The organism is Kribbella sp. NPDC023972, from assembly GCF_040639075.1.
GTDB lineage: Bacteria > Actinomycetota > Actinomycetes > Propionibacteriales > Kribbellaceae > Kribbella.
Window position 1 is genome coordinate 452,855 of the sequence record NZ_JBEZZH010000002.1, and the last position, 23,710, is coordinate 476,564.

General features: G+C 68.2%; 26 protein-coding genes. 15 read left to right on the top strand and 11 right to left on the bottom strand.

Annotation, left to right across the window (positions count from 1 at the left end; all coding sequences use genetic code 11):
* Positions 1–63: 63 nt before the first annotated feature.
* A complete protein-coding gene (locus AB0F43_RS11300) occupies positions 64–237 on the bottom strand; it encodes a CsbD family protein (RefSeq protein WP_360473846.1) in 174 nt (57 codons plus the stop codon).
* Positions 238–327: 90 nt separating this feature from the next.
* Here AB0F43_RS11300 and AB0F43_RS11305 point away from each other — a divergent pair, with 90 nt between their 5' ends.
* The 6 genes from AB0F43_RS11305 to AB0F43_RS11330 are packed head-to-tail and all read left to right on the top strand — an operon-like array spanning position 328 to position 6,946.
* The gene (locus AB0F43_RS11305) at positions 328–1,338 is read left to right on the top strand and encodes a DNA topoisomerase IB (RefSeq protein WP_360473848.1); all 1,011 of its coding nucleotides are present in this window, start codon (positions 328–330) and stop codon (positions 1,336–1,338) included.
* 51 nt (positions 1,339–1,389) lie between these two features.
* Positions 1,390–1,995, top strand: a complete 606-nt coding sequence (locus tag AB0F43_RS11310) for a flavodoxin family protein (RefSeq protein WP_360473850.1) — start codon at positions 1,390–1,392, stop codon at positions 1,993–1,995.
* Positions 1,996–2,046: 51 nt separating this feature from the next.
* Positions 2,047–2,370, top strand: coding sequence for a plasmid stabilization protein (locus AB0F43_RS11315; RefSeq protein ID WP_360473852.1), 324 nt, complete (start codon positions 2,047–2,049; stop codon positions 2,368–2,370).
* Entirely contained in the window at positions 2,370–3,542 is a 1,173-nt protein-coding gene (locus AB0F43_RS11320) for a zinc-dependent alcohol dehydrogenase (protein WP_360473854.1), read from the top strand. The genes AB0F43_RS11315 and AB0F43_RS11320 overlap by 1 nt, the downstream gene beginning before the upstream one ends.
* Before the next feature lie 12 nt (positions 3,543–3,554).
* Positions 3,555–5,927 (top strand): phosphoketolase family protein, encoded by a 2,373-nt coding sequence (locus AB0F43_RS11325; RefSeq protein ID WP_360473856.1) that lies wholly within the window; start codon positions 3,555–3,557, stop codon positions 5,925–5,927.
* The gene (locus AB0F43_RS11330) at positions 5,915–6,946 is read left to right on the top strand and encodes an acetate/propionate family kinase (protein WP_360473858.1); all 1,032 of its coding nucleotides are present in this window, start codon (positions 5,915–5,917) and stop codon (positions 6,944–6,946) included. Before AB0F43_RS11325 ends, AB0F43_RS11330 begins: the two co-directional genes overlap by 13 nt.
* A 22-nt stretch (positions 6,947–6,968) precedes the next feature.
* Here AB0F43_RS11330 and AB0F43_RS11335 read toward each other — a convergent pair whose 3' ends face one another.
* Positions 6,969–7,763, bottom strand: a complete 795-nt coding sequence (locus tag AB0F43_RS11335) for a sigma-70 family RNA polymerase sigma factor (protein ID WP_360473860.1) — start codon at positions 7,761–7,763, stop codon at positions 6,969–6,971.
* Positions 7,764–7,897: 134 nt separating this feature from the next.
* Here AB0F43_RS11335 and AB0F43_RS11340 point away from each other — a divergent pair, with 134 nt between their 5' ends.
* Complete coding sequence (locus AB0F43_RS11340) at positions 7,898–8,521, top strand: UdgX family uracil-DNA binding protein (protein WP_360473862.1); 624 nt, start codon at positions 7,898–7,900, stop codon at positions 8,519–8,521.
* A 4-nt stretch (positions 8,522–8,525) separates the two neighbouring features.
* Here the strand turns inward: AB0F43_RS11340 and AB0F43_RS11345 are convergent, their stop codons facing one another.
* From AB0F43_RS11345 to AB0F43_RS11355, 3 genes are all read right to left on the bottom strand, one after another.
* On the bottom strand, positions 8,526–9,491 hold the full coding sequence (locus AB0F43_RS11345; RefSeq protein ID WP_360473864.1) for a TIGR03557 family F420-dependent LLM class oxidoreductase: 966 nt from the start codon (positions 9,489–9,491) through the stop codon (positions 8,526–8,528).
* Between the two features lie 57 nt (positions 9,492–9,548).
* On the bottom strand, positions 9,549–10,832 hold the full coding sequence (locus tag AB0F43_RS11350; RefSeq protein ID WP_360473866.1) for a crosslink repair DNA glycosylase YcaQ family protein: 1,284 nt from the start codon (positions 10,830–10,832) through the stop codon (positions 9,549–9,551).
* A 66-nt stretch (positions 10,833–10,898) separates the two neighbouring features.
* Entirely contained in the window at positions 10,899–11,042 is a 144-nt protein-coding gene (locus tag AB0F43_RS11355) for a GPGG-motif small membrane protein (RefSeq protein ID WP_165949278.1), read from the bottom strand.
* A 126-nt stretch (positions 11,043–11,168) separates the two neighbouring features.
* Between AB0F43_RS11355 and AB0F43_RS11360 the strand changes: the two genes are divergently transcribed.
* Positions 11,169–11,927 (top strand): NIPSNAP family protein, encoded by a 759-nt coding sequence (locus AB0F43_RS11360; RefSeq protein WP_360473868.1) that lies wholly within the window; start codon positions 11,169–11,171, stop codon positions 11,925–11,927.
* A gap of 167 nt (positions 11,928–12,094) precedes the next feature.
* The gene (locus AB0F43_RS11365; RefSeq protein ID WP_360473870.1) at positions 12,095–13,018 is read left to right on the top strand and encodes an RIO1 family regulatory kinase/ATPase; all 924 of its coding nucleotides are present in this window, start codon (positions 12,095–12,097) and stop codon (positions 13,016–13,018) included.
* Here AB0F43_RS11365 and AB0F43_RS11370 read toward each other — a convergent pair.
* A complete protein-coding gene (locus tag AB0F43_RS11370) occupies positions 13,015–13,653 on the bottom strand; it encodes a helix-turn-helix domain-containing protein (RefSeq protein WP_360473872.1) in 639 nt (212 codons plus the stop codon). The two genes, AB0F43_RS11365 and AB0F43_RS11370, sit on opposite strands and share 4 nt — an antisense overlap.
* A gap of 80 nt (positions 13,654–13,733) precedes the next feature.
* Here AB0F43_RS11370 and AB0F43_RS11375 point away from each other — a divergent pair, with 80 nt between their 5' ends.
* Both AB0F43_RS11375 and AB0F43_RS11380 read left to right on the top strand, forming a co-directional pair.
* The gene (locus AB0F43_RS11375; RefSeq protein ID WP_360473874.1) at positions 13,734–14,381 is read left to right on the top strand and encodes an isochorismatase family cysteine hydrolase; all 648 of its coding nucleotides are present in this window, start codon (positions 13,734–13,736) and stop codon (positions 14,379–14,381) included.
* 49 nt (positions 14,382–14,430) lie between these two features.
* On the top strand, positions 14,431–14,880 hold the full coding sequence (locus AB0F43_RS11380; RefSeq protein WP_360473876.1) for a cupin domain-containing protein: 450 nt from the start codon (positions 14,431–14,433) through the stop codon (positions 14,878–14,880).
* Here the strand turns inward: AB0F43_RS11380 and AB0F43_RS11385 are convergent.
* The 3 genes from AB0F43_RS11385 to AB0F43_RS11395 all read right to left on the bottom strand — a co-directional run bounded on the left by AB0F43_RS11385 (position 14,859) and on the right by AB0F43_RS11395 (position 18,298).
* The gene (locus AB0F43_RS11385) at positions 14,859–16,031 is read right to left on the bottom strand and encodes a prolyl oligopeptidase family serine peptidase (protein WP_360473878.1); all 1,173 of its coding nucleotides are present in this window, start codon (positions 16,029–16,031) and stop codon (positions 14,859–14,861) included. The genes AB0F43_RS11380 and AB0F43_RS11385 overlap by 22 nt on opposite strands.
* A gap of 80 nt (positions 16,032–16,111) precedes the next feature.
* Positions 16,112–16,639, bottom strand: a complete 528-nt coding sequence (locus tag AB0F43_RS11390; RefSeq protein WP_360473880.1) for a hypothetical protein — start codon at positions 16,637–16,639, stop codon at positions 16,112–16,114.
* 3 nt (positions 16,640–16,642) lie between these two features.
* Complete coding sequence (locus AB0F43_RS11395) at positions 16,643–18,298, bottom strand: FAD-binding dehydrogenase (RefSeq protein ID WP_360473882.1); 1,656 nt, start codon at positions 18,296–18,298, stop codon at positions 16,643–16,645.
* A gap of 89 nt (positions 18,299–18,387) precedes the next feature.
* On the opposite strand from AB0F43_RS11395, the gene AB0F43_RS11400 reads away from it, so the two are divergent.
* Together AB0F43_RS11400 and AB0F43_RS11405 are read left to right on the top strand one after the other, a co-directional pair.
* Entirely contained in the window at positions 18,388–20,274 is a 1,887-nt protein-coding gene (locus AB0F43_RS11400) for a DUF5107 domain-containing protein (RefSeq protein ID WP_360473884.1), read from the top strand.
* A 137-nt stretch (positions 20,275–20,411) separates the two neighbouring features.
* The gene (locus AB0F43_RS11405) at positions 20,412–20,819 is read left to right on the top strand and encodes a DUF3592 domain-containing protein (protein ID WP_360473886.1); all 408 of its coding nucleotides are present in this window, start codon (positions 20,412–20,414) and stop codon (positions 20,817–20,819) included.
* A 143-nt stretch (positions 20,820–20,962) separates the two neighbouring features.
* On the opposite strand, the gene AB0F43_RS11410 is transcribed toward AB0F43_RS11405, so the two are convergent.
* Positions 20,963–21,580 carry a TetR/AcrR family transcriptional regulator gene (locus tag AB0F43_RS11410; RefSeq protein WP_360473888.1) on the bottom strand — a complete coding sequence of 206 codons (618 nt, stop codon included), beginning with the start codon at positions 21,578–21,580 and terminating at the stop codon, positions 20,963–20,965.
* Positions 21,581–21,710: 130 nt separating this feature from the next.
* On the opposite strand from AB0F43_RS11410, the gene AB0F43_RS11415 reads away from it, so the two are divergent.
* Positions 21,711–22,874: a phosphatidylinositol-specific phospholipase C1-like protein gene (locus AB0F43_RS11415; protein WP_360473890.1), complete on the top strand. Its 1,164-nt coding sequence runs from the start codon at positions 21,711–21,713 to the stop codon at positions 22,872–22,874.
* Between the two features lie 7 nt (positions 22,875–22,881).
* Complete coding sequence (locus tag AB0F43_RS11420) at positions 22,882–23,322, top strand: OsmC family protein (RefSeq protein WP_360473892.1); 441 nt, start codon at positions 22,882–22,884, stop codon at positions 23,320–23,322.
* 248 nt (positions 23,323–23,570) lie between these two features.
* Here AB0F43_RS11420 and AB0F43_RS11425 read toward each other — a convergent pair whose 3' ends face one another.
* Complete coding sequence (locus AB0F43_RS11425; protein ID WP_360473894.1) at positions 23,571–23,696, bottom strand: hypothetical protein; 126 nt, start codon at positions 23,694–23,696, stop codon at positions 23,571–23,573.
* Positions 23,697–23,710: the final 14 nt, after the last annotated feature.

Here is a 23,710-nt window from a genome sequence, read left to right on the forward strand (position 1 = left end):
CGCCGCACAGAACCACCCCAGCGCGCGGGGGATCCGTGCTGGGGTGGCTGACTCGACCTCTGACTACTTCTTGAAGGCGTCCTTCGTCTTCTCGCCGGCCTGTTTCAGCGCGTTGGCGGACTGCTCGGCTTTGCCCTCGGCCTGCAGATCGCGGTCATCGGTCGCCTCGCCGGTCTCCTTCTTGATCTTGCCCTTGGTTTCCTTGGCGACGTTCTTGGCCTTGTCTCCGACACCCATTGGACTCTCCCATCGCGGGTTCCGGGTACTTTCCCCGTTCGGGTGCCCGCCGGAGGGGGATCCATGCATGCGGGGCGGGTATCGGTCGGTATGCGGTTACGACGCAGCGACCCGACCCGTCCCGGCCTGACCCGGCGGGGTCACGGGCGCGGTTTCATCTATCTCGATGCCGACGGCAAACGGGTCACCGACGCCGAGACGCTGGACCGGATCCGGGCGCTGGCCATCCCACCCGCCTGGAAGGACGTCTGGATCTGTCCGTATCCGAACGGTCACCTGCAGGCGACGGGCACCGACGACGCCGGTCGCCGGCAGTACCTGTACCACGACGACTGGCGCACCAGCCAGGACGCCGACAAGCACGATCGGGTACGACGACTCGCCCGCAAGCTGCCCGAGTTCCGCGAAGCGGTCGACCGCGACCTGTGCCGGAAGGGCCTCGACCGTGACCGGGTGCTCGCGGTCGCGTTGCGAATGCTCGACTACGGCGTCTTCCGGACCGGTAACACCCAGTACGCCGAGGAACACGGCAGCCGTGGTGCGGCGACCCTGCTGCGTGACGACGTGCGTGTCCGCAAGGGCAAGCTGGTATTCGATTTCGTCGCCAAAGGCGGGATCGATCGCACGGTCGAGCTGGACGACGACCGGCTGGTCGAGGCGGTCTCCTCGCTCAGGCGAGCCCGCCACGGCAAGCCGCAGTTGCTCATCTACCGGGACGGGTCCGGCTATCACGAGATCGACGCGACCATGATCAACGATCGCTTTCGCGAGCTGGTCGGCGAAGACTTCACGGTGAAGGACCTGCGGACCTGGACCGCGACCGTGCATGCCGCCGTGGACCTGGCCGAAGCTGACCCGCCGACCAGCAAGAAGGCCCTCAACGCCGCAGTGAAGGACATGCTCGCTGAGGTCGCCGACCACCTCGGCAACACGCCGGCGGTGGCCAGGTCGTCGTACATCGATCCGCGTGTCGTCGAGCAGTACGAGGAAGGCCGCACGATCGCGTCGGCGGTGGACCGGCACGGCGACGACCTGAACGACGAGGACACCCGCGAGGCTCTGGAACGCTCGGTGACCAGATTGCTCACCAATGGCGAATAGTCAGGCACCCCTGGGGCACCGGCCGGGGCGTAGTCGACGGGAGGAGTCGTGATGCGGGCGTTGGTGCTGAACTGCTCGCTGAAGCCGTCACCGAACGAGTCGAACACCGATCAGCTCGCGGATGTGGTCGTGGACGCCCTGCAGCAGGAGAAGGTCGATGTCGACCGGGTCCGGCTGGCGGACCTGACCATCAAGCCGGGGGTGAGCAGTGACGAGGGCACCGGTGACGACTGGCCCGGGATCCGCCAGCAGCTGGTGGACAGCGAGATCCTCGTCGTCGCCACCCCGACCTGGCTCGGCCGGCCGTCGTCGATCGCGCAGCGGATGCTCGAGCGGATGGACGCCCTGCTCAGCGAAACCGACGACGAGAACCGCCCGGTCGCGTACAACCGGGTCGCCGGCGTTGTCGTCACCGGCAACGAGGACGGCGCGCACCACGTGATCTCGGAGATCAGCGGCGCGCTCGCGGACATCGGCTACACGATCCCCGGTCAGGCCTGGACGTACTGGAACAAGGGGCCCGGTCCGGGGCCGAGCTACTCGGAGACGGACGAAGGGCACGAGTGGTCGGCGAGGACCGGCCGGGCGATGGCGAGCAACCTGCTAGCGGTCGCCAAGGCGCTCGCGGCGAACCCGATTCCGGCGCCGCCGAGCTGATTGTCCCGCAGGCCATCGGGTACAGGGCGTACGGCGTGAAAGGAGCAGACCATGCCTGCAGGATCGAACCGGAAGCGTGAGCGGCAGTACGAGCACATCAAGGAAGGCCTGAAGAAGCGCGGCCGGAGCGAGGACAAAGCGGAGGAGATCGCGGCGCGCACCGTGAACAAGGAGCGGGCCCGGGCCGGCGAGTCCAAGACCAAGAGCCGCACTTCGACGCAGGACATGTCGTCCAGCCGTCGCGGCGGTCTCCGCTCGCACAGCGGCTCCCAGGGCCGGACCAAGGAGCAGCTCTACAACGAGGCCAAGCAGAAGAACATCAAGGGCCGCTCGAAGATGAGCAAGTCCGAGCTCGAGAAGGCCGTAGGACGGTAGTGAAAGCCCTCACCTGGCAGGGAAAACGCACTGTCGAGTTCAGCGACGTGCCGGACCCGCGGATCCAGGAACCAACCGATGCGGTCGTCAAGGTGACGACCACCGGGATCTGCGGGTCCGACCTTCACCTGTACGAGGTGATGGCCCCGTTCCTCGACCCCGGCGACATCCTCGGCCATGAGGCGATGGGGATCGTCGAGGAGGTCGGTGCCGAGGTCACCAACCTGAAGCCCGGCGACCGCGTCGTCGTACCGTTCCAGATCGCGTGCGGCACGTGCTTCATGTGTACGCGCGGTCTGCAGACGCAGTGCGAGACGACGCAGGTGCGCGAGCAGGGCATGGGTGCGGCGCTGTTCGGCTACACCAAGCTCTACGGGCAGGTCCCCGGCGGCCAGGCGGAGTACCTGCGCGTTCCGCAAGCGCAGTACGGCCCGATCAAGGTGTCGCACGGTCCGCCGGACGAGCGCTACATCTACCTGTCCGACGTCCTCCCGACGGCCTGGCAAGCGGTCGAGTACGCCGCGATCCCGGCCGGTGGAACGGTCGTCGTACTGGGCCTCGGCCCGATCGGCGACATGGCGTGCCGGATCGCGCTGCACCGCGGGCACCGCGTGATCGGCGTCGACCTGGTGCCCGAGCGGCTCGAACGCGCCGAGCGGCAAGGAATCGAGGTGCTCCGGTACGACGGGGACGTAGCGAACCAGCTCAAGGACGCCACCGAAGGGCGTGGCCCCGACTCGGTGATCGATGCCGTCGGCATGGAAGCGCACGGGTCGTCGGTGGCGAAGGTCAGTCAGCAGCTCGCCGGCCTGCTCCCGGATGCCCTGCAACGCAAGCTGATGCAGACGGTCGGCGTGGACCGGCTGGCCGCGCTCTACCTCGCGATCGACATCGTCCGGCGCGGCGGCACGATCTCCCTGATCGGTGTGTACGGCGGCATGGCGGACCCACTGCCGATGCTCACCCTCTTCGACAAGCAGATCCAGCTGCGAATGGGCCAGGCGAATGTCCACCGCTGGTCCGACCAGATCCTGCCGTTGCTCGATGACGAGGACCCGCTGCGGGTCGACGGCTTCGCCACGCACCATCTGCCGTTGTCCGAGGGACCGGCGGCGTACGCGATGTTCCAGCAGAAGCGCGATGGCGCGGTGAAGGTGTTGCTGACGCCCTGACGGAGGAACCCTGTGCAACAGATCGACGTGACCCCGCTGAGTGATGAGGAGTTGCAAGGTCTCGATGCGTATTGGCGAGCGGCGAACTACCTGTCGGTGGGGCAGATCTACCTGCTCGACAACCCGTTGCTCAAGGAGCCGCTCAGACCTGAGCACATCAAGCCTCGCCTGCTCGGTCACTGGGGTACGACGCCCGGCCTCAACCTGATCTACGCACACCTGAACCGGGTGATCCGGGAACGACAGCGCCAGATGATGTACGTGATCGGCCCGGGTCATGGCGGTCCGGCGATCGTGGCCAACACCTGGCTCGAGGGCAGCTGGACGGCGGCGTACCCGAACACCACGCGGGACGAGCTGGGGATGAGCCGGCTGTTCAAGCAGTTCTCGTTTCCGGGCGGCATACCCAGTCACGTGGCGGCCGACGTCCCCGGATCCATCAACGAGGGCGGCGAACTCGGATACTCGCTGAGTCACGCGTACGGCGCCGCCGCCGACAACCCGGATCTCGTCGTGGCCTGCGTGGTCGGCGACGGCGAGGCGGAGACCGGGCCACTCGCCACCTCGTGGCACTCGAACAAGTTCCTCGATCCGGTCCGCGACGGTGCCGTGCTGCCGATCCTGCACCTCAACGGTTACAAGATCGCGAACCCGGCCCTGCTCGCCCGCATCGGTGACGAAGAGCTGACCGCGTTGCTGCAGGGGTACGGGCACGAGCCCTACCTGGTCGAGGGCTCGGACCCGGCCACCGTGCATCAGGCACTGGCCGGCGCGCTGGACCACTGCCTGGATCGGATCGACGAGATCCAGCTGGAAGCGCGGACGGCTTCCGAGCGGCCGACGCGTGCTGCCTGGCCGATGATCGTGCTCAAGACGCCGAAGGGATGGACAGGCCCGCATACCGTCGACGACCAGCCGGTGGAGGACACCTGGCGATCACATCAGGTGCCGCTGTCCGGCGTACGGAAGAACGAGGAGCACCTGCGGCAGTTGGAGTCCTGGCTGCGCAGCTACCGGCCGGAGGAGTTGTTCGACGAGGCGGGCCGGCCAGTGGAGCGACTGCTGGAGTTGGCGCCCGGGCCGGAGTTGCGGATGGGCTCGTGTCCGCACGCCAACGGCGGAGTGCTGACCCGCGCTCTCGAGTTGCCGTCGGTCGAGGAGTACGCCGTACCCGTGAAGCGGCCGGGAGCGGAGAACGGCGAGCCGACGAAGGTGTTCGCGGCGTACCTGCGGGACGCGTTCCGGATGAACGCCGAGTACAGCAATCTGCGGCTCTTCGGCCCGGACGAGACCGAATCGAACCGGCTGAACGCGGTCTACGAGGCGACGGACAAGGCGTGGCTGGGGGAACGGCGAGCCACCGACGAGCATCTCGCGCCGGACGGCCGGGTGCTCGAGATGCTCAGCGAGCACACCTGCCAGGGTTGGTTGGAGGGGTACCTGCTCACCGGCCGGCACGGGTTGTTCTCGTCGTACGAGGCGTTCGTGCACATCGTCGACTCGATGGTCAACCAGCACGCGAAGTGGCTGAAGACGGTCAACCGGCTCGACTGGCGGCGGCCGATCCCGTCGCTGAACTACCTGCTCACCTCGCACGTCTGGCGGCAGGACCACAACGGGTTCTCCCATCAGGATCCCGGGTTCATCGACCACGTGGTGAACAAGAAGGCCGAGGTGGTCCGGGTCTACCTGCCGCCGGACGCGAACACCCTGCTGGCCACGATGGACCACTGCCTGCGGACCCGGAACTACATCAATGTCGTTGTCGCAGGCAAGCAACCGCAGCCGAGCTGGCTGGACTGGGAGTCGGCCGCGTTGCACTGCGCGCGCGGTATCGGCGTCTGGGACTTCGCCAGCAACGACGGGGGCGATCCGGATGTGGTGATGGCGTGCGCGGGCGACGTACCGACACTGGAGACGATGGCCGCGGTCGACCTGCTGCGGGAACACCTGCCGGGGTTGCGGATCCGGGTGGTCAACGTGGTCGACCTGATGCGGCTGCAGGACCCTCGCGAACACCCGCACGGTCTGTCCGACGCCGAGTTCGACGCGCTGTTCACCACCGACAAGCCGGTGATCTTCGCGTACCACGGCTATCCGTGGCTGATCCACCGGCTGACGTATCGCCGGCACGGCCACGCCAACCTGCACGTCCGCGGCTACATCGAGGAGGGTACGACGACCACGCCGTTCGACATGGTGGTGCTGAACAACCTCGATCGGTACCACCTGGCGATGGACGTGATCGATCGGGTGCCCTCACTCGGGACCCGCGCGGTGACGACCCGGCAGTACTTCGCCGACCAGCGGGTCCGGCATCGCGCCCACGTCACCACGTACGGCGAGGACCTGCCGGAGGTTCGGGAGTGGCGATGGACCTCCTGATCGTCAACGCGGGTTCGTCGAGCCTCAAGCTGCGGGTCCTGTCGCCGGACGACGAGGTGGTCGACGAGCGGTCGATCGCGGACTGGGACGGCTCCGCGGATGCGCTGTCCGACTTGAACGCCGACGCGGTGGTGCATCGCGTGGTGCACGGTGGCTCCCGCTTCGCCGGCGCCGTGCTGGTGGATGAGGAGGTCGAGGCGGGGATCGAGGACCTGGTCTCGCTGGCGCCACTGCATCAACCGCGGGCGCTCGCACTGATCCGCGCGTCGCGCCGATCCGGTCTTCCGGTGGTCGCCTGCTTCGATACGTCGTACCACCGGACCATCCCGGCGGCCGCGGCGACGTACGCCCTGCCGTTGGAGTGGCGGGAGCGCTTCGGCCTGCAGCGGTTCGGGTTCCATGGCCTGTCCCACGAGTACGTCGCCGGCGCGATCGACGCCCGCCGCATCGTGAGTTGCCACCTGGGTGCCGGGGCCTCGTTGTGCGCGATCGCCGACGGTATGTCCGTTGACACGACGATGGGATTCACCCCGGTCGACGGGTTGGTGATGGCGACGCGCTCGGGCTCGGTCGACCCCGGACTGCTGATGTGGTTGCAAACCGCCGGCGGGCTGACCGCCGATGAGCTCAGCGATGCCCTGGAGCATCGCTCCGGACTGCTCGGCCTGACGGACAAGACCGGTGATCTGCAGGAGATCCTGGCCGACCTGGACAACGAGACCAACGAGCTCGCCTACACCGTCTACCTCCAGCGCCTGACCGGCGAGATCGCCCGGATGACGGCGTCGATGGGCGGTGTCGACGCCCTGGTGTTCACCGGCGGCGCCGGCGAGCACTCGGCGCAGTTGCGGGCCGGCGCGTGCCGTCAGCTCGCGTGGCTGGGCGTCGTCCTCGATCCGGAGGCGAACGAGGCGAACGCACCGGTCATCAGCGTGGCCGGGTCCCCGGTGGCGGCGTACGTCGTGCCGGCGCGCGAGGATCTCACGATGGCCCGCCAGGCCAGACCCTTACTTGTCTGAGGGTCAGGCCCTCGCCTGAAGGTCAGACCTGGCGTGCGGGTTCGGCGAGTTGGGTGCGGAGGCGGTCGAGGATGCCGCGGAGCAGGCGGGAGACCTGCATCTGGCTGACGCCCAGCTCGTTCCCGATCTCTTCCTGGGTGAGGCCGTTGCGGAAGCGCAGCTCGAGGATGCGCTTGTCGCGGTCGGCCAGCGAGGAGACGGCCGGCGTCAGGGTGTGGACGTTCTCGACCAGCTCGTAGCCGTCCTCGGAGTCCGCGACCGTGTCGAGCAGGTTGGTGCCGCCGTCGACCGCGCCCGGGGCGTCCAGCGACAGCGTGGTGAAACAGGCGCGGATCGAGGTGGCCTCCACCACTTCCTCGGGCTCCGTGCCGAGCGCCTCGGCCGTCTCCTGGTCGGTGGGGAGGTGACCGAGGCGCTGGGTGAGCTCAGGTTCGGCGGCGGCGATGGAGCCTTGCATCTCCTGGACCCGGCGTGGTGGCCGGACGGTCCACGCACAGTCGCGGAAGTAGCGCTTCAGCTCGCCTCTGATCGTCGGTACGGCGTACGCCAGGAAGGCCGTGGAGGCGTCGAGCCGATACCCGTTGGCCGCCTTGACCAGACCGAGGTAGGCGACCTGCTCGAGATCGTCCGGGTCGACCCCTTTACTGCGATAGCGCGAGGCGATCGAGCGGGCCACCGGCGCGTTCAGGATGACGACTTCGTCGAGCAGTTCCTGGCGGCGTGGGTCCGGGGTGCTGTCGGCCTCGGCCAGTAGTGCCTGCGTGGTTTCGGCGATGCGCTGCTTCGCATCGGCAGTGCTGACAGGTGCGATCGTCACGGTGAGGGACCTCGTCGTGTGTCGTCCTGCGGCGTGGCGTCAAGGCTGAACCACTTACCCCCACCAGATCAAACTCGGCCGCCGCTTTCAACCCCCGGGGTGTTACAGCTGTTTGAACTGGGCACCGGCGAGCCGTGAGCAAGTTCACCGGCGCATCGGCATGGGTGCCGTCCGAGGGCGGCCTGAAGAAGCTCACCGCCGCACTCCCCGAGTGCCGCGGTTGCGATCTCTACGAGTACGCCGAACGCGTCGTCCCGGGGGAGGGACCGGCGCGGGCGCGGATGATGTTGATCGGTGAACAACCAGGGGACGTGGAGGACAAGGAAGGACATGTCTTCGTCGGCCCGGCCGGTCGGCTGCTGGACAAGGCCCTGGCGGAGGCGGGCATCGATCGCTCGACGGTGTACCTGACCAACGCTGTCAAGCACTTCCGGTTCGAACGGCAGGGCAAGCGCCGGATCCACAAGACTCCGGGCGCCGGTCACATCTCGGCCTGCCATCCCTGGCTGGATCGCGAGCTGGAAGTGGTCAAACCGGCCCTGGTGGTGGTGCTCGGCGCGGTCGCGGCACGGGCGGTCTTCGGACCCGGGTTCAAAGTCACCGAACAGCGCGGCCGGCCGCAAGAGCTTCCGGACGGCCGGTCCGCGGTCGCGACGGTGCATCCGTCCTCGGTGATCCGATCGCGGGAGTACCGTCGCGACTTCGCGCTCTTCGTCGACGACCTGCGGGTCGCCGCCGGACTCCTGGGCGGTGGCTGATGGCCTAGCGAGCGATCCGGCGTACCTCGGGCAGCACCTCGGTGCGGTACAGGTTCATCATGTCGATCGAGTGCGGGCCCATGTTCGCCACGTAGATCTCGTCGAAACCGGCCTCGATGTACGGCTTGAACGCGTCCACGTGCGCGTCCGCCTTCGCCCCGGCGGTGACCGACTGCGCGGTCGACTCCTTGGTCACCAGCTGGCTGGCCTGTTCGAAGTGCCGCGGCGACGGCAGCACCTGCGACAACTCACCCGGCAGACCCGAGTTGCGCCAGATCCGGTGCGCCTGTTCGATACCCTCTTCCTCGGTCGGTGCGTAGCTGACCTTGAACCCCACCTGCGCCGGCTTGTCGCCACCACCGTTGTCCCGGAAGCGCTGCAGCATCTCGGCATCCGGCGACGTGGTGATGTACCCGTCCGCGATCCGCGCCGCGACATCGGTCGCCTGCGGCCCGAACCCGGACATGTAGATCGGCAGCGGCGTCTCCGGCCGGGTGTAGATCCGCGCCGTGTCGACGGTGTAGTGCTTGCCGCGGTGCGTGACGAACCCGTCCTCGGTCCACAGCCGCCGCATGATCTCGACCGCCTCCTCGAGCATCTCCAGCCGTACGTCGACCGTCGGCCAGACGCTGCCGAGGATGTGCTCGTTGAGCGCCTCACCAGAGCCGATACCGAGGGTGAACCGCCCGTTCAGCAGGACGGCACTGGTCGCGGCGGCCTGCGCGATGATCGCCGGGTGGGTCCGGACCGTCGGGCAGGTGACCGCGGTGGTCACCGGCAGCTCACAGACCTGGGAGATCGCCCCGATGGTCGACCAGACGAACGCGCTCTGCCCCTGCTCGTCGTTCCAGGGATGGAAGTGGTCGCTGATCCAGAGACCGTCGAACCCGGCCTCCTCGGCCAGCCGTGCCTGCTCGATCAGCTGGGCCGGTGTGTATTCCTCACTGGACAGGAAGTATCCGATCTTCACGTTCGTCTCCCGAGCACATCGACTTCAATGCCCGTCCGGTGCCCCGCGGTCGCCGCCCTATGCACCGGCCAGGGCTTTGCCGAGCCTGCTGTCGGCGGTCACCAGCACACGGTCGAGCTCCAGCCAGGAGGCAATCAGGCTGAGCTCGGCCGCGAGCGGTTCGACGATGTCCGCGTCGGGTACGCCGGGCTCGGCCGTGACGGTCGGGACGATCAGCGCGGAGTTCCGGCGATCGGCCTTCAGGTCGACGCGGGCGACGAGCCGATCACCCAACAGGAACGGTAGGACGTAGTACCCGTGGACGCGCTGGGCCGCGGGCGTGTAGATGCTGATCCGGTAGAAGAAGTCGAACAGGTGATGGGTCCGGTCCCGGTTCCAGATCAGGGTGTCGAACGGTGACAGCAGCGCCCGGGCCTGGACCGGCCGCTCCTCGGCTCCGGACCACAGGTAACTCTGCTGCTTGACCCCCTCGACGCGGACCGGGACGAGGTCGCCGGCCTCGACGAGCTCACCGATCACCTGCCTGGCGGTTGCGGTAGGCAACGGAAAGTGGCCGGTGCCGGCTCCGCACAACTCGCGCGCGGTCGCGACCCCGAGGGTGCGGGCCGAGATCCGGACCAGCTCGCGCCGGGCCTCGTCGGCGCTCAGCTCCGGCTGGGACGGCAGAACCCGCTCGGTGAGGTCGTAGAGCCGCTCGAAGTTGCGTCGCCCGGCGATCGCCACACGGCCCGCGCAGAACAGGTACTCGATCGCGATCTTGGCGTCCTGCCAGTTCCACATCGTGCCGGTGGTGGGATCCGGGTCCGGGTCCGTCCGGTTCCGCCGTACGCCGTCGGGGCTCGCTTCGCCGGCCGTGACCGGGCCGCGTTCGGTGACCAGGGCCAGTACGGCGTCGACGTACCCGGGCCGTTCGATGGTCAGCCGACGCATACCGGTGACGACCGACCATGGCGCGGTGAGGCCGGGGTCCAGGTCGGCGGAGGGGTCCCAGCTCTGTCGTTCGGCCGCGCGCATTCGCCAGCGGAACAAGGGATAGCTGCTCAAGGGGATCAGGCTCGCCTTGTGACCCCAGAAGAACTCGAACAGCTCGCGGTCCGCATCCCAGCACATCCGATCCAGCGTCGTCCGTGGGTACGGGCCGAGGCGGGCGAACAGTGGCAGGTAGTGCGAGCGGCACAGGACGTTGACCGAGTCGACCTGCAGTACGCCGATGCGATCGATCACCCGACGGAGGTGACGGGCGTCGACGCGTCCCGACGGACGCGGGTCCGCGAAGCCCTGTGCGTTCAGCGCGATCCGGCGCGCCACGTCGATCGGGATGGTCTCCCCGATGGCTCCCATGGGGTGACGCTACAGGGCGTCGCCCCACGCGGGAGCTGCGTGGGGCGACGCCGTACGTCTTGGCGGTCAGGTGAAGATGCTGACGCCACCAGGACCGACCAGCAGGCCGATCACGATCAGAGCAGCGCCCCACAGCAACTGGCCACGGACGAGAGAGACAATCCCGGCAATGACGAGGATCGCCGCGATGATCCACAGGATGAGACCCATGGTCCTTCCAATCTCTAGGGCCGGGCGGGCGCCCGGCGGCTTAACTCCCCGTGCTGCACTTCCGGTGCCCGTGCGCGGACGGGGCAAACGGCGTATTCACTGACAGACACCGTCAGGTATGCGTGCTTGACTGAGCGTGGCCGAGCCGAGGAGAAGACGATGGACGAGTGCTGCGCAGTGGTGGACCTGCGGCAGTACACGCTGCATCCGGGACAGCGGGACACCCTGATCGACGTGTTCGACGAGCACCTGGTCGAAGCACAGGAGGCGACCGGCATGCACATCGTGGGCCAGTTCCGCGATCTCGACGACCCGGACCGGTTCGTCTGGATCCGCGGTTTCGCGGATCTGCCCGCGCGCGCCGCTGCCTTGACCGCGTTCTACGGCGGACCGGTGTGGCGAGAGCACGCCGCGACCGCGAACCGGACGATGATCGACTCGGACAACGCCCTGCTGCTCAAGCCGCTGGAGCTCCGGGACGGCTATCCGCGACTCGACTCGCCCCGTGCTCCGATCGGCACGACGGGGATCCCCGAGTCGGTGATCGGCGGGGCGGTGTATCACCGTGGTGCGCCGGACGACGGGTTCGTCGAGTTCTTCACCGATCACGTCGTACCGGCCCTGGTGGCGAGCGGTGCCGAGCCGGTCGCGGTCTTCGAGACATTGGTTGCCGAGAACAACTTTCCCGCGCTGCCGCTGCGGGACGAGGTGGTGCTGGCCTGGTTCGCCCGGTTCCCGGGTGCGGCGGCGTACGACGAGCACCGCCGGCGGCTGGCGGCGTCGCCGGACTGGCAGCGGAAGGTCTTGCCGGAGCTCGTCTGCCGCTCGGCCAAGCCGGCCCAGGAGCTGCGGTTGCGGCCGACCGCGCGTTCGCAGTTCAGCTAGCGGGCGCCGCCGATAAATAGGTTGCGCCGCCGGGCCGCCGCCCGGCATCCTGATGCGACCCGTGCGGCGACGAGCGCTGCCTGGACCTAAGGAGGGCTGACGGATGGCAATCACTGTGCTGCGGCATGTCCGCGTCAGTCCCACCTCACCGTTCAGGAGCACTCCAGATGTCTTCCGACGTCTTTCGTACCGACTCAGAACTCTCTGACCTCGACGCGCGCTGGGCAGACTTCACCAGCGACGAGTCGCAACCCGATCCGGCCGACGCCTTCGTCTTCCAGTTCCAGGCGGTCGACGAGACTCTCGGCCCGGATCAGCGCTGGTCCACCTGGCTGGACGTCGAGCGCGGTTCTCGCGGACCTGATCCCCGCCCGGCCTGGGTGGTGACGGAACAGGCTGCGATCGACACCGAGCTCGGCGTCCTCAAAACCGGCAAGGAAGCCGACGTCTTCCTGGTCGAGCGGGCCGTCGAAGCCATCGGCGACAACCCGGCCCGGTCCTCGCTGCTCGCCGCCAAGCGGTACCGCACCGAGGAACACCGGTCGTTCCACCGCAGTACGTCGTACGTCGAAGGCCGCCGGACCCGGAACAGCCGGGACAGCCGCGCGATGGCGAGGAAGACCGCTCACGGTCGCAGCGTCGCCGCGGGGCAGTGGGCGTACGCCGAGTGGGACGCGTTGTGCCGGTTGTGGAAGGCCGGCGTCCCGGTGCCGTACCCGGTCCAGGTGGACGGCACCGAGCTGTTGATGGAGTTCATCGACGACGGTGAGGGCGGGGCCGCGCCACGGCTCGCCCAGGTCCGGCCGCCGAAGGACCTGCTCGGTCAGTACTTCGAGCAGTTGCGCGACGGGATGCGCGAGTTGGCCAGGGCGGGGTTGGCCCACGGCGACCTGTCGCCGTACAACGTCCTGGCCCAGGGAGAGCGGATCGTGATGATCGATCTCCCGCAGGTGGTCGACATCGTCGGCAACCCGAAGGGGATGGACTTCCTGCTGCGCGACTGCCACAACATGGCCACCTGGTTCACCAACCGCGGCCTGGAGATCGACGAACAGGAACTGTTCGCGGATCTCCTCACGATGGTGTTCTAAGGCAACAGCAGCCGGTCCAGGCTGTCGGCGAGCCATTCCTCGAATTGCTCGGGGGTCCGGCCCTGCTGCTCGGTCAAGAGCGCATACGTCTCGGGATTGGCCAGCACCGCGTAGGTGTCGGTGGCGTCGGCGTGCGTCAGCCGGAGCGGACCGTTCGCCATCAGCATGTCGATGTAGGTGGCCTGGCCGCGCCGGCGGCTGGCCCGGTCGCTCTCCTGCAACTCCGCGGCCTTCGGGTCGGACGCGGCCGCGGTCTGCAGGATCCGATGGATCCGCGCGGTTCGCTGCAGGACTGTGCGCGACCAGTGGGCGAGCAGCCGGATCTGGCGGCGTTGATCTGTGCAGGCGCGGACCTCGACGAGCTCGGGGCTGTCAAAGAATCCCCGCCGGTCCGCGGTGCCGGTGATGGCCGGCCCGAGGATCGCGTCGAGCAGCCCGGCCTTGCTCCGGAAGCGGCTGTACACGGTCTCGACCGCGACATCCGCGCGTCCCGCGATCGCCTCGATCGTCGTCGCCGAGTAGCCCAGATCGGTGAAGAGGTCGGCCGCGGCGTCGACGATCCGGCGCCGGGTCTGGGCGGCCTGCTCGGCCCGGCGAGTGCGCGGGGGCCGGGACCTCTTGACAGTCTCGCTCATCTCAATACAGTAGCACTGTACCCATACAGTCAGGCTGTACCTGCTGCGACTGGCGGGCCCGGCCGATCGGAGGCAGCACCATGACTGACTTCACGTTCACTCCGGCTCGGGCCGCCCTGATCAACGTCGACCTGCAGAACTGCTTCGTCGAGGGCAGCCCGCTGGCCTCGCCCGAGGGGCCGGCCCTGGTGGCCCGGATCAACGAGTTGGCCGCGGCCTGCCGGGACGCCGGGATGCTGGTGGTTCACACCAGAGGGTGGATGCGGCCCGACGGCTCGAATCTCGGCGTGATGGCGGAAATCGTTCCGCCGTTCATGATCGAGCTGTACACCGAGGGGTTCGAGGCCGCGGAACTGCACAGCTCGCTGGAGGTCGACGACCGCGACGTCATCCTGAGCAAACCGCGCTACGGCGCCTTCCACGGCACCGATCTCGACCTTGTCCTGCGTTCGCGCGGCGTCGACACCGTGATCATCTCCGGCATCGCCACCAACATCTGCTGTGACACCACCGCCCGGGAAGCGGCCCAACGCGACTTCCGGGTGTTCTTCCTGAGTGACGGGACGGCCACCAAGGAAATGGCAGGCGTGCCCGCCGACGAGCTGCAGCGGGCGACCTGCGCGAGCCTGTCGATGGTCTTCGCCCAGGTGATCACAGTCGACGACATGATCGCCAGGATCCGCGCGGGTGCTCCAACCGGAGACCTGTCGCCAGCCGGAGTCGGCTGAGCATCGACTCGCGCTGGCGTAGCCGGCCGAGCGGGCGGACCATCGAGGCATGGGTAGCGAGTCGCGGTTCGCGCGTGCGCCGGCCAGTGGGGTGGTCGCGGCGGGAGACGGCCGCGCGCTCCAGGCCGGTCCTACCCGGCCGACGGTCAAGGCCGGCCCGCACGCCGGCGGCCGGCTGATCGGGATGCTCGAATCGGAAGTGCCGCCGGGCGGCGGGTTCCCCGGGCACGTTCACGACGAGTACGAAGAGGTCTTCTATGTCCTGACTGGTGACATCGACTACCTGATCGACGACAGCTGGGTCACGGCTCCGGCGGGTTCGACGGTGCTCATCCCGCCGGGCCGCGTGCACGGCTTCCGCAACAGCGGCAGCGAATCCGCCCGCCACCTGGCCATCGCGAGCCCCGCCGACGCGATGACCATGATCGAGGAACTGACCCAGTCCCCGCCGGATCAGTGGGACGTCATCCTCGGTCGCTACCGCTCCCGGCTGGTCTGAGCAATCGCCTGCTGCAGCAGGGGAACCAGGGGGACCAGCCGGTCGGGGTAGGCGTCGACGAGTCCGTCGACGTGGTTGCCTGCCTCGACCCGCTCGTACGTGTGCAGGCCCGTGCGGCGGGCCATGGCGGCGTACACGTCCGAGTCCTGCGTGATGGGCAGCAGGCTGTCGTACGTGCCGTGGATGGTGACGAGCGGCTTGCCGATCTTTCCGGTCAGGGCGATCCGCTGGACCGCCTTCCGCGCCTGCGGTCGTGACGCGTAGTCGTAGTCCGCTTCCGTGCCCGTATAGCTCGGGTCGAGCTCGGCGGCGTAGATGCGCTGGGTCAGCTTCCAGTAGACCGAGTAGTGGTAGTCCCAGAGGAACTCCGAGCGCGGATCGAAACCGGCCTTCGCGATGAGCTCCGGTGATTGTTGCTCGTAGCCCCTGATTGCCGGCGGCAGGAAGGTGAACAGGTTCGGGCCCTTCGCGGTCCAGAGCGTGCCTTCGAGATCGACGCCGCGGGTGTAGAGCTCGGGGTGGTTCTCGAGTTGCCAGCGGACCAGGTACCCGCCGTTCGAGATGCCTGCGGCAACCACCTCGCGTGCTGCCCGGCCGTAGTACTGCGCAACCGTGGCGCGGGCAGCTTTCGCCAGTTGGGTGGTGCGCAGGTTCCATTCGACGATCGCGTCACCTGGCCGGACACCGTCGGTGTGGAACGCCGCACCCGTGTTGCCTTTGTCCGTCCCGGCGTACGCGTAACCCAGCGAGAGAACGTAGTCCGAGATCGCTTTGTCGTTCGCGTACTGCGCTCGCACACCAGGCGATCCGGAGACCACCAGACCGCCGTTCCACTTCTTCGGCAGCCGGATGACGAACTGGGAGTCGTGGTTCCAGCCGTGGTTGGAGTTCGTGCGCGACGTGTCTGGGAAGTACCCGTCGATCTGGACACCGGGTACGGACGGTGGTGTCTGGAGGCCGGAGTGCGTGAGCCCGGCGTAGTCGGCCGGGTTGGTGTGGCCGGAAGCGACGGTGCCGGTCGTGGTCAGGTCGTCGAGGTGCGCGACCTGTTGATACTCGGCACCGGGGACGCGGACCTGTCGATGGGCGCTGGCCGGCACGGTCACACCGGTCAGCAGGAGGACGGCTGAGAGCAAGGCGAGGCGGCGCATGGCGTCACGCTAGAAGCCGCCTCCTCCGCCGGGTATGGGATGACGACACACACCTCGTTGTGCCGACCTGGCGTCTCGGCCTACTCCGGCTGATCGAGTGCGGTGACCAAGCCGGCCAGCAATCCTCGGCGGTCGCGGGTCGGAACACTCACCCGCCGCTGCCCGCTGCCGTGCAGCTCGAGGGTCACCAGATCATCACCGAGTACGGTGCCGTACGCCCCGCCCAGCAACTGACCGCGATCCCTGCGTGCTTGCCGCTCGGCCGAGACGTGGTGCGGCGCGATGCGCTGAGCGAGTGCGGGGTCGGCCCTGCCGGCCAGCATCCGCACCCACTGGGGCTCGATCTCGGCAACCGCGATGGTGTGCCGCCCAACCCGCAGACTCTCGCGGGTGAGCGTGACCGCGCCGTACCGGTTGATGGACCACAGGGTGAGCAGCCAGATGCCGAACAATGCACCGGGCCCGATCACTGAGACAGTCACCTGGAACGTGTCGAGCTCGACCTGTGAGGTGAGCAGCATGGCAACGGTCGCTGCGATCCAGAGCACAATCGGCAACAGCCACATCCGGCGCGACACCGGCCTGTGCTGATAGATGACGTCAGCCATGTGTCAGCTGACCGCCTTGGCTGCCGCGCGTCCCGCCGTACGGCCGGTGAAGAGGCAGCCGCCGACGAAGGTGCCTTCGAGCGAGCGGTAGCCGTGGATGCCGCCGCCGCCGAAGCCGGCCACCTCGCCCGCCGCATAGGCGCCGGGCAACGGCGAGCCGTCGGCCCGCAGCACCCGCGACTCCAGATCGGTCTGCAGCCCGCCGAGCGACTTGCGGGTGAGGATGTTCAGCCGTACGGCGATCAGCGGGCCGGCCTTGGGGTCGAGGATCCGGTGCGGCGGCGCGACCCGGATCAGCTTGTCGCCGCGGTAGTTCCGGGCACCGCGCAATGCGGTGATCTGCAGGTCCTTGGTGAAGGTGTTGGCCAGCTCGCGGTCGCGGGCGACGATCTGGCGCTCCAGGTCGTCCAGATCGATCAGGTTGTCACCGGTCAGGTCGTTCATCCCGCGGACCAGGTCGGGCAGGTTGGCGCGGACGATGAAGTCCGAGCCCTTCTCCATGAACGCGCGCACCGGCGCGGTCGCGCCGCCGCGGGCCCGGCCGAGCACGCCGCGGATGTCCTTCCCGGTCAGGTCCGGGTTCTGCTCCTGGCCGGAGAGGGCGAACTCCTTCTCGATGATCTTCTGGGTGAGCACGAACCAGGTGTAGTCGTGCCCGGTCCGCATGATGTGCTCGAGCGTGCCGAGGGTGTCGAAGCCGGGGAACAGCGGCACCGGCAGTCGCTTGCCGGTGGCATCGAACCACAGTGACGACGGGCCGGGCAGGATCCGGATGCCGTGCATCGGCCAGATCGGGTCCCAGTTCTGGATGCCTTCGGTGTAGTGCCACATCCGGTCCCGGTTCACGTACCGGCCGCCGGCCTTCTCGGTGATCGCCAGCATCCGGCCGTCCACGTGCGCGGGTACGCCGGAGATCATCCGCTTCGGCGGCTCGCCCATCCGCTTCGGCCACTGCGCCCGGACCAGGTCGTGGTTGCCGCCGATGCCGCCGGACGTCACGATGACCGCCTGTGCGGTGAGGCTGAAGTCACCGACCTCGGTCCGGGAACTGGCCACGCCGCGCTCGACGTCACTCGGCTCCAGCACCTTGCCCGCGACGCCGTCGACGACCCCGCCGGTGACGGTCAGCTCGTCGACTCGATGCCGGAAGCGGAACTCCACCAGGCCCTTCTCCTGCGCCTCCCGGACCCGGCGCTCGAACGGCGCGACCAGGCCGGGCCCGGTGCCCCAGGTGATGTGGAACCGCGGCACCGAGTTCCCATGACCGTCGGCGTTGTAACCGCCGCGCTCGGCCCAGCCGACCACCGGGAAGAACCGCACTCCCTGGGCGTGCAGCCACGGCCGCTTCTCGCCGGCCGCGAAGTCGACGTACGCCTCGGCCCACTGGCGGGCCCACTTGTCCTCGTCGTCCAGCCGGTCGAACCCGGCCGAGCCGAGCCAGTCCTGCAGCGCGAGATCGCGCGAGTCCTTGATCCCCATCCGGCGTTGCTCGGGAGAGTCGACGAACATCAGCCCGCCGAACGACCAGAACGCCTGCCCGCCGAGCGAGGCCTCCGGTTCCTGGTCCAGCAGCAGCACCTTCCGGCCCGCGTCGGCCAGCTCGGCGGTCGCGGCCAGCCCGGCCAGTCCCGCCCCGACGACGATCACATCCGCGTCCATGGTTGTCCCCTCAGCAGGTAGGTGGTCCATGTATAGCGGACAGCGGGCAGCGATAGACGCAACTGCGCAAAGTTGTCAGGATGGGACTCGTGACGATCCTTTCCGCGCATGATCTCGTGCTGCCCTCCGCCTCACTAGGGCCGGAGAACCCGCTCGCGCCACTGCGCAGCCAGCAGGAGCTGCACCAGGTCCAGAATCTCGCCGACCTGCCCGACGAACTGCGCGAGAACATCCAGTACGGGCGGCTGCACAGCCCGCTGCCGTGCTTGAACCAGGACGGGTACGACCGCTCGCTGGCCGACCGGGCCTTCCCCGCGCTGGTGCTGGAGAACGACCACCTCCAGGCCACCGTGCTGCCGGGTGTGGGCGGTCGTCTCTACTCCCTCGTCCACAAGGCGAGCGGTGCGGAACTGCTCTATCGCAACCCGGTCTTCCAGCCCGCGAACCTCGCCTTGCGCAACGCCTGGTGGGCCGGCGGCGTCGAGTGGAACGTCGGTAGCACCGGCCACTGGACCGGCACGTGCGAACCGATGCACGCCGCCCGCGTCGAAGGTCCGGACGGTACGCCGGTACTACGTCTGTGGGAGCTGGAACGGACCAGGAACCTCGTCACCCAGCTGGACTTCTGGCTGCCGGCCGACTCGGAGTTCCTGTACGTCGGCGTCCGGGTGCAGAACCCATCCGCTGAGGACGTCCCGGCGTACTGGTGGTCGAACATCGCGGTCGAGCAGTCCCCGTCGACCCGCGTGCTGGTCCCGGCCGACCAGGCCTGGCGCTTCGGGTATGGCAAGCGTCTGGACCTCATCGACGTACCTCTGTATGAAGACGCAGACCTCACCTATCCGATGCGACACGGCCGAGCGGTGGACTTCTTCTTCGAGCCGCTCGCCGGCGAACGGCCGTGGATCGCCTCCGTGGACGCCGACGGAAACGGCCTTGCCCAAGCATCGACCGACCGGCTGAAAGGCCGGAAGCTGTTCGTCTGGGGTGAGGGCACCGGCGGGCGGCGATGGCAGGAATGGTTGTCGCCGGGTCTGCAAGGTCATGGGTACGCCGAGATCCAGGCTGGACTGGCGCGAACCCAGATGGAACACCTGAAGTTGCCCGCCGCAACAAACTGGCACTGGCTGGAGGCCTATGGCCGCATGTCCATGGACCCAACAGCCGCGCACGCGGACGACTGGACAACCGCCCGGACCGCAGGCACCCAGGTACTGCGCCCAGTGCTCGATCAGCTGCCGGATCGTGAACGCGCATGGTTGACGGTGGTGGACGCGGCGCCGGTCGAGCAGTTGGCCATCGGGTCGGGCTGGGGCGCGCTCGAGCTGCTCCGCACGGGCTGGAGGGTGTCGGCCGGTACGCCGTTCGCCGAGGAGACGATGACGTCGCGGGAACGCGCTTGGCTGCCGTTGCTCGACGGGCGGCTGCCGGCGGCGGACGCCGTGCCGGATGGGACTCTGGTGAGCTGGAAGGAACTGCTGGAGAAGGCTGAGGACAACTGGCTCGTCTGGTATCACCGGGGCGTGGCGCGGCACTACGCCGGTGACATCGCGGGTGCGGTGGATGCCTGGCTTCAGGCCGGCGACAACCCGTGGGCATTGCGGAACCTCGGGTTCGTCACCGGTGAGCTGTCGTACTACGAGCGAGCGGCCGAGTTGGTGCCTGACTTGGTTGAGTTGCAGGCCGAGGCGGTCGCTGCGGCGCTCGACGTCGACGTACCGCGTGCTGATCGCATGCTCGACCGCATCCCTGCCCCGGTCGCGGATGATCCGCGCATCCACTTGTTGCGGATCCGTCACGCACTACTGACCGGCGACCCGCGGACCGCTCACGAATTGCTGGCTGACGGCATCCAGTTGCCGACCGTTCGGGAGGGTGCCAATCCGCTCGCGGACCTGTGGGTTGAGACCGAAGAGGCCCTCGGCACCAACCGGCCGGTGCCGCCGCAGTACCAGTTCGGCATGGGCGGCAACTGACTGGTCAGAAAGTTTGTCAGGACCTGGGAACCGACGACCTCCGGGTGGCGTCTCACCGTTGTGCGGCAAGGGCCGCGCGAGGCAGTTTCGACAATACGACCGCGTCGCTCGCGGGCGGCGCGTCGGGGGTGAGTGCCATGTTGACGATCGTTGTACTCGGTGGGTTCGGCCTGGTGCTGCTGGTCACGGCATGCATCGTGCTGGATGTGCTCGCCGGTGTCCGGCGGGACGAAATCCCCTCGGGCACAGAAGAGAAGACGGCCGGTCAGGTGATCCGGGTTCGTGGCCCGGTCCGCGGTCAGCTGGACGGCGGCGTACCGACGGAATACACGGAGGTCACGGTCGAGTACTGCACCCGCCGCGGTGAGGGCCCGTTCGAGGTCTCCCGCCGGCTTCCGGTGGGCAGCAGGATCGCTTACACCAAGGGCGACCGGGTCATCGTCAGCTACGACGTCCGGACGCCCCGCCGGGCTCGCATCGCCGGCCGGGTCAGCCACTGGCCGCAGCTGGGTCCGCGCAACGCGGACCCTGTTCCACAGCCCTGAACAGGAAGGTTCGGGACGGAGTCCTCGACCACCACTTGACGGTGGTCCAGTCCCTCGCCTCGAGCGAGGGCTTTCCAGTTCAACCACCTGCTTGAGCCACCCCGGCTCAAGCAGGTGAGCCGCCGCTGGGCGGCATTTGCTTGTCAGGACGGCAGGTGCGGCTCGAGCAGTCTGTGGAGCGTCGGGCGCCCTTGGGACAGCACGTACTCCGCCTCAGCTGGATCCAGGCGGTCGGCCAGGTGGGCGAGAGCTTCACCCATGGTGATGCTCAACGTGACGGCCAACCGGAACTCGCGGCTGTCGCGGGCGCCGAAGCGTGACGTGAGCAGCTCGGCGAACTCGTCGGCGTGCTGGTCGTCGAACTCGCCCGGCTTCGCCTCCAGGTCCGGGTCGCCCAGGCCGCTCAGCACCACAGCCTTGAACCCCGGGTCGGTCCGGTGCATCTCACGGAACGTGTCCAGCGTGACGTCCACCGCCTGCCGCCAGGTCGACACCTCCGTCAGCCGGTCCCGGACCGCCTCGGTGTACCGCGCCTGGTTCCGGCGCTCGATCGCCTGGATCAGGCTCCGCTTGTCCGGGAAGTACCGGTACACACTCCCGACCGCGATCTCCGCGCGTTTCGCGATCCCGCTCGTCGACGCGGCGTCGTACCCGCGTTCGACCACTTCGGCACAGGCCGCGTCCAGGATCCGCTCGACCTGCTTGCTGGCCCGGTCCTGGGTCGGCGTCCGGCGCAGTGGATACGCCCCCGATGTCACCATTCGCTCATTGTCCATCTTCTGGGGGGACAACTTTGCCACCCGGATGTGACAGATTGCCGTCAGATCGGCGTCACCATCGCCGACCGACAACCTGGTGTCCGCCCACAGGAGGGGAACTTCCGCCATGCGCATGAGCAGAACGGTGGTCGCCGGCCTGGCCTCCGCCGCGATCGCCGCGTCCGGACTGGCCGGTACGGCGCTCACGTCCACAACAACCCCCGAGCCCACCCAGTCCGCCGACGGCGCGGGACTGCGGTTCAACCAGCTCCAGATGATCGGCTCGCACAACTCGTACCACCGCGAGCTCAGCCCGGCCGAGCAGAAGGTCCAGCAGGCGCAGAACCCCGGATCGGTCGACCTCTGGTACTCGCACGCCGCGATCCCGGCGCAGCTGGAGGACCAGAACATCCGCACCCTCGAGCTGGATCTGCTCCCGGACCCGAACGGCGGGCTCTACACCTACCCGCTGATCCGTAAGCTGACGGGGCAGGGACCGCTCACCGACCCGGCGATGGCGCAGCCGGGCACGAAAGTCATGCACATTCCGGACTTCGACTACAACAGCAGTTGCGACACCCTCGTGCTCTGCCTGCAGCAGGTGAAGAGCTGGTCCGACCGGAACCCGGACCACACACCGATCACGATCAGCCTCGAGCTCAAGCAGTCCGACCCGAAGGTGGTCGCGGCCGGCGGTGTGCAGTCGCCGCCGTGGGACGCGGCGAACCTGGACCGGATCGACGCTGAGATCCGGTCGGTGTTCTCCGAGCAGGAGCTGCTCACCCCGGACGACGTACGTAAGCCCGGCCTGACGCTGGAGCAGTCGGTCCTGACCAAGGGCTGGCCGAAGCTCGACTCGGTCCGCGGCCAGGTCCTGTTCTACTTCGACAACGGCGGTCCCGGCGCGATCCGCGACCTCTACCGGACCGGCACGCCGAACCTGGAAGGCCGGGCGGTGTTCACCCGCGGTCCGGAGGGCGAGCCGGACGCCGCGGTCACCCAGGTGAACGACCCACGCGGCGCCAACCAGGCCGAGATCCAGCGGCTGGTGTCGAAGGGCTACCTGATCCGCACCCGGTCGGACGAGCCGCTGGCGACGATCCGGGCGAACGAGACGAGCCGGGTCGGGATCGCGCTGGCCAGCGGTGCCCAGATCGTGACCACCGACTTCCCGGTGGCTGGGATGGCGGCCCGCTACGACAGCGACTTCGTGGCGAAGCTGCCTGGCGACAACGCCGTACGATGCAATCCTGTGTCGGCGCCGAAGTGGTGCCGGGGGAATGTCTCGGAGAGGTGAGCTGAGCATGTCGGAGCACGTGGTCGATGTCAGCTGGAGTCGCGGTGAGCACGAGTTCACCTACGACACCTACAACCGCGATCACGAGTGGCGCTTCGACGGCGGGATCACGGTGCCGGCGTCGGCCAACCCGACGTATCTGGGCAACCCGGGCCCGGTCGACCCGGAGGAGGCGTTCGTGGCGGCGCTGTCGTCCTGCCACATGCTGACCTTCCTGGCGATCGCGGCCCGCAAGCGCCTGGTCGTCGACGCGTACGACGACCACGCGGTCGGTGTGATGGCGAAGAACGAGGCCGGCCGGCTGGCCATCACCCAGGTGACCCTGCACCCGAAGATCGTCTGGGGCGGCCCGGAGCCGGATGCCGAGGCGCTCGAGCGGATGCACCACCGGGCCCACCTGGAATGCTTCATCGCCAACTCGGTCACCACTGAGGTAACGGTGGCCTAAAGCAACCAATTTGATAGCTTACAGCAACAAAAAAACCACCCGGCGGTCTGGCCTGAGCCTCGCGCAAGCGGCGTCAGGACAGCCGGCGGGTGGTTTGCGGTGCACCCGAAGTCGCGGTGCACCGGCAACGGATCCGGCGGCGCCTCGCACTGGGCGCCTCTGCTTTCGTGTGCGATGTCCGTGCGGTCTGGCTCGGTGGGCAAGACCGTCCGGGGGCCGCCTGGATCCATTCGTCCGGTACGCGCCAGTTACTGCTCGGCGGCGGTGTCGCTCCGGTCGTCGATGGTCTGGTTGCTCGGGTCAACGACCTGCTCATCACCCCGCAGGCGAACCTGCTCGGTGGCGATCGCGGTCATCAGTCGGTGGATCGTCATGCCAGTGAGACGCA

Excerpts from the sequence above, each read along its gene's own strand:
- AB0F43_RS11385 (WP_360473878.1), bottom strand. The coding sequence starts at position 16,031 with ATGCGCCGCCTCGCCTTGCTCTCAGCCGTCCTCCTGCTGACCGGTGTG.
- AB0F43_RS11380 (WP_360473876.1), top strand. The coding sequence starts at position 14,431 with ATGGGTAGCGAGTCGCGGTTCGCGCGTGCGCCGGCCAGTGGGGTGGTC.
- AB0F43_RS11350 (WP_360473866.1), bottom strand. The coding sequence starts at position 10,832 with ATGGGAGCCATCGGGGAGACCATCCCGATCGACGTGGCGCGCCGGATC.
- AB0F43_RS11370 (WP_360473872.1), bottom strand. The coding sequence starts at position 13,653 with ATGAGCGAGACTGTCAAGAGGTCCCGGCCCCCGCGCACTCGCCGGGCC.
- AB0F43_RS11310 (WP_360473850.1), top strand. The coding sequence starts at position 1,390 with ATGCGGGCGTTGGTGCTGAACTGCTCGCTGAAGCCGTCACCGAACGAG.
- AB0F43_RS11330 (WP_360473858.1), top strand. The coding sequence starts at position 5,915 with ATGGACCTCCTGATCGTCAACGCGGGTTCGTCGAGCCTCAAGCTGCGG.
- AB0F43_RS11355 (WP_165949278.1), bottom strand. The coding sequence starts at position 11,042 with ATGGGTCTCATCCTGTGGATCATCGCGGCGATCCTCGTCATTGCCGGG.
- AB0F43_RS11300 (WP_360473846.1), bottom strand. The coding sequence starts at position 237 with ATGGGTGTCGGAGACAAGGCCAAGAACGTCGCCAAGGAAACCAAGGGC.
- AB0F43_RS11375 (WP_360473874.1), top strand. The coding sequence starts at position 13,734 with ATGACTGACTTCACGTTCACTCCGGCTCGGGCCGCCCTGATCAACGTC.
- AB0F43_RS11415 (WP_360473890.1), top strand. The coding sequence starts at position 21,711 with ATGAGCAGAACGGTGGTCGCCGGCCTGGCCTCCGCCGCGATCGCCGCG.
- AB0F43_RS11420 (WP_360473892.1), top strand. The coding sequence starts at position 22,882 with ATGTCGGAGCACGTGGTCGATGTCAGCTGGAGTCGCGGTGAGCACGAG.
- AB0F43_RS11425 (WP_360473894.1), bottom strand. The coding sequence starts at position 23,696 with ATGACGATCCACCGACTGATGACCGCGATCGCCACCGAGCAGGTTCGC.
- AB0F43_RS11405 (WP_360473886.1), top strand. The coding sequence starts at position 20,412 with ATGTTGACGATCGTTGTACTCGGTGGGTTCGGCCTGGTGCTGCTGGTC.
- AB0F43_RS11410 (WP_360473888.1), bottom strand. The coding sequence starts at position 21,580 with ATGGTGACATCGGGGGCGTATCCACTGCGCCGGACGCCGACCCAGGAC.
- AB0F43_RS11390 (WP_360473880.1), bottom strand. The coding sequence starts at position 16,639 with ATGGCTGACGTCATCTATCAGCACAGGCCGGTGTCGCGCCGGATGTGG.
- AB0F43_RS11365 (WP_360473870.1), top strand. The coding sequence starts at position 12,095 with ATGTCTTCCGACGTCTTTCGTACCGACTCAGAACTCTCTGACCTCGAC.
- AB0F43_RS11305 (WP_360473848.1), top strand. The coding sequence starts at position 328 with ATGCGGTTACGACGCAGCGACCCGACCCGTCCCGGCCTGACCCGGCGG.
- AB0F43_RS11315 (WP_360473852.1), top strand. The coding sequence starts at position 2,047 with ATGCCTGCAGGATCGAACCGGAAGCGTGAGCGGCAGTACGAGCACATC.
- AB0F43_RS11395 (WP_360473882.1), bottom strand. The coding sequence starts at position 18,298 with ATGGACGCGGATGTGATCGTCGTCGGGGCGGGACTGGCCGGGCTGGCC.